The following is a 3,613-nucleotide window of genomic DNA, read 5'->3' as shown; positions in this document are numbered from 1 at the left end:
TTCCGTCGTCGTTGCCATCAACCGCGCCGAGCGAGACTTCGAGATTCCGACCGGCGACACGGTGCTGCGGCCCGGAGACGAGATCATCGCGATCGTGAAGAGCGGCGCGGCCGAGCGAATGTTCGAGCTGTTCGGCGCGCCAGCGTAACGACGTTCGCGATACGCTCGCTGAAAATGAGTACGTCCACGGACGGGCCCTCTCCAGAGGGGCCGGTAGAGAGCGCCGGACACGCACGTCTCGTGATCTACGTCGCAAGCGTTTCGGGTGCCGGCAAAACACGACGCCTGCTCGATGACGCGCGGCGCTTGCACGAAGCGGGTCGGCGAGTTCTCGTTGGTTGGGCCGAGGCGAAGGGCCGCCCGGACGTGCAGAGCGCGGCTGTAGGACTGCCTCGCATCCCGCCCCGCGTAGCGAAGGTTGGGAATACGACTGTCGAAGACTTCGATTACGCCGCAGCTCTGCGCGAGAATCCTGAGATCGTAATTCTCGACGAGTTGGCTCACGAGAACCTCGGCGATGCAGTTCATGCGAAGCGCTGGCAAGACGCGCTGGCGCTGCGCGCGGCCGGAATCGGAGTCGTGGGCGCTCTCGACATCGAGCACGTCGAGACCGTTGCTCGTGCCGCAGCAGAGGTCATCGGGCATCCCGTGTTCGGCGTCGTCCCGCTCTCGTTTTTACAGTCGGCCGACGAAGTCATCGCCCTCGACGTCTCGCCGGAAATCCTACGCAGCCGTTCTTGCGCCGATATCGTGGACGAGCAGACGCTCTCCAAACTTCGCGAACTCCTGCTGCACACCGTCGACAGCTTGACGCTGCCCGCCGTTCGAGCGCGCAAGCGATCCAGCGCGACGGCCTTCGTCTATCCCGGCACCGAGCCGTTGCCATTTCTTCGCCGAAGCGCGGCGATTGCTCACGCACTCGATCTCGCGTTCGAGGTCGCCGGCGCTCCGGGACTGGACCTGAAAACCCTAGAGCAGCCGGCGCTCGAAACCGGCGGTGAAGTCCTAGGCCGTCCTATGGAACCCGGTACGACCGTCGCCGACGCTCTTGGGTCGGCGCTCGTAGCGCTCCCGATCGGGAAAATGGCAGCCCGTCTTGCAAACGCTCCTCTTGCCTCCGATCTCTTCATCGCCGGAGCCGGTCAAACATACCTTGGCGAGAACGCCGCAGGCTCTCCGTACTCCGGTACCGCCGGCGACCGCATGCGCGTAGGGTACGGCCACCTCACCGTCTACATCGCCCCAGCCGCGGGCTCAGGCACGACGTTCGCCATGCTCGATCGAGCGCACCAGCTCGCGGGCCAAGGCGTCGACGTCGTCGCTGCATTCGTCGAGGCGCACGGTCGACCGGAAACTGCAGCGCTATTGAACGGCCTCGAGTCCCTTCCGCCCAAGCTCGTCACTACCGACAACGCCACGATCGCCGAGCTCGACCGCGACGCACTCATCGCCCGGCATCCAAAGGTCGCGCTCATCGACGAGCTTGCGCACACGAACGCTCCCGGATCGATAGCGCCAAAGCGCTACCAAGACGTGCTCGCCGCGATGCGGGACGGCATCGACGTCATTACGACCCTCAACGTCCAGCAGCTGGAAGGGCTCGGGGATACGGTCCATCGTCTGACGGGACTCATCGCGCAGGAGACGCTTCCTGACGGCATCCTCGCGCTCGCGGATGAGATCGTGCTCATCGATATCACACCCGATGCGCTTCACCAGCGGGTGCGGGAAGGAAAGGTCTATCCGCCGGAACGCGCCGACGCTGCCCTCGGAAGCTTCTTGGGCCGAGAAAGCCTTTTCGCGCTTCGGGAGCTCGCCTTACGCGAAGCGCTGCGCTCGCGCTATCGCAAGCGCGTGAGCTCGCCGTTCGAGCGCATTCTGGTCAGTGTCGGTACGCGCCCCACCGACATTGCGATGATCCGTCGCGCGAGCCGCATCGCAGCGCGCCTGGCCATCGAGTTTGCCGTCGCGCACATCGCTGCCCCCAACGAACGCGCGGCTCGCGACCTCTCGGAGGCGCTTCGAGCCGAAGCACGCAAGACCAACGCCGAGTGGATCGAAGCGTACGCCGCCGACGTTCCCGGCCGACTTCTCGAAATTGCTCGCAAACGGCCGGAGACGACGATTGCGGTTGCCGGCACGCACCGCAAGCCGCACTGGCCGCAACCGCCGTCGTTCGCGAGGCGCCTCCTCGACGCCGGCGCTCGCGAACTGCTGGTCCTCACCCCTCCCGCGCCGGCCAAACCATAGCACCGCATCAGAACTGCACTCCCGTTTCGACGATCACTCGCGTCTGAGACACGCCGGTGCCCGCCGGTCCAAATGCTAGGCCCGGCTTCGCACCGCTCGCGTTCACGCTCGAAAACTCCGCGCGAGCGAAAAAGGGATTGGCTCTGTACTCCGGCGTGATGGTGAAGCTCGTCGCACGGCTTCCCGGACCATAGCCCAGGAAATCCGCGTTCGCGGACGCGTCCGTCGAGCTGGAGCGATCGGCGAACCACTCGTATCGAGCGCCAATGGAGAACCTGCCGTTGAACGCATAGTCCGCCAGGAGCGCTGCCCCCGTTGCGCTTTGCGCTCGCGCATACCCGAGGGTGGCGCTCGCCGGCGAAGCGATCAGGAGCACGTACGGAAGAAGCTCGAGCTTTCCGAGCTGTTGAGTGAGCATGACATCGTACTCGATCTTGTTGGCGATGGCGGTCGTCGCATTCCCGGGCGTGTCTGCCTGCGGCACGATGAACGCGAACTGCACGCTCGTGTCTGCGCTCGGCGCCCAGCCGACGAGCCCTTCTAACGCGCGATACCTCGCGGTGTAGTAGCCGTCGTTATACTCGAGGTCGCCGGTGAACTTCCCTTGCGTGTACGTCACACGTAATCCCCGGCTAAACGCCGGCTCGCTCGCCCAGACGAGCCCGCGCTGGATGGTGACGTTTTGGTAGGTGAATCCGTTTTCCTGACCGAGCAGCGTCGCGAGCTGGCCCGCAGCGATCGTCAGATGCTCGTTCGGCACGAGCGCGATATACGCTTGCGGAACGTAGCCGTAAAGGGCGGTATTCCCCCCGGCTTGTGTGGTCGGGTTGAGCGCTTGGCCTACGGTGGGGAACGCATAGATGCCCGCAGTGATGCCGAAACGGAAGAACCCGGCGTTTTTTGCGAACGTCAGCAACCCGTTGCTCAGGTCGGTGCGCGATATCTCGTCCGCTCCGCTGCGCGTGTCGAGCGCGCCGGCCGCGTTCACGCCGCTCGTATGAACGGAATACAGCGAGAATGCGCCGTCGGCGGCGTACGGAGCGGGCGTGGCCTGGGCACGCGCAATCGCGGGTCGCGCGAGTGCCGAGCCGAGCGAGAAAAGCGCGATGATGACGGAGACGACTCTCATGGGCACACCGCTTCCTAGCCTACGCCAGAGCACCTCGTTGCGCCAGCCGCCGGACGGATCGTCCCGGTGGACGCTCCCGGCGGCAACCTCCCTTAGTGCGTGTGCGTGAAGTTGCCCACGGCCGCTCCAGCCGCGCGAATCGCGTCGAGCGCGGCGCGCATGCCGAGCGGCTCTCGCGACCGCCCGACGGCGGCGAAGTAGCATTCGGGGTCGATATTGAGCGTGCGCGTCTGC

Annotated in this window: 3 protein-coding genes; 2 read left to right on the top strand and 1 reads right to left on the bottom strand. The window is 65.4% G+C overall.

Going from position 1 to position 3,613, the window contains the following annotated elements; translation table 11 throughout:
* Nucleotides 1-16: 16 nt before the first annotated feature.
* A complete protein-coding gene (locus VMV82_11195; GenBank protein ID HUY42108.1) occupies nucleotides 17-148 on the top strand; it encodes a TrkA C-terminal domain-containing protein in 132 nt (43 codons plus the stop codon).
* Between the two features lie 26 nt (nucleotides 149-174).
* Nucleotides 175-2,250, top strand: coding sequence for a hypothetical protein (locus VMV82_11190; GenBank protein ID HUY42107.1), 2,076 nt, complete (start codon nucleotides 175-177; stop codon nucleotides 2,248-2,250).
* 7 nt (nucleotides 2,251-2,257) lie between these two features.
* Here the strand turns inward: VMV82_11190 and VMV82_11185 are convergent, their stop codons facing one another.
* Nucleotides 2,258-3,379 (bottom strand): outer membrane beta-barrel protein, encoded by a 1,122-nt coding sequence (locus VMV82_11185; protein HUY42106.1) that lies wholly within the window; start codon nucleotides 3,377-3,379, stop codon nucleotides 2,258-2,260.
* Between the last annotated feature and the right edge of the window lie 234 nt (nucleotides 3,380-3,613).

The sequence above is a fragment of the Candidatus Dormiibacterota bacterium genome (genome assembly GCA_035532035.1).
Lineage (GTDB): Bacteria > Vulcanimicrobiota > Vulcanimicrobiia > Vulcanimicrobiales > Vulcanimicrobiaceae > Tyrphobacter.
Note: the sequence above shows the minus strand (reverse complement) of the source record. Positions and strands in the feature narration are given on the sequence as shown.

Coding starts and splice junctions, on each gene's coding strand:
- VMV82_11190 (HUY42107.1), top strand. CDS start 175: ATGAGTACGTCCACGGACGGGCCCTCTCCAGAGGGGCCGGTAGAGAGC.
- VMV82_11185 (HUY42106.1), bottom strand. CDS start 3,379: ATGAGAGTCGTCTCCGTCATCATCGCGCTTTTCTCGCTCGGCTCGGCA.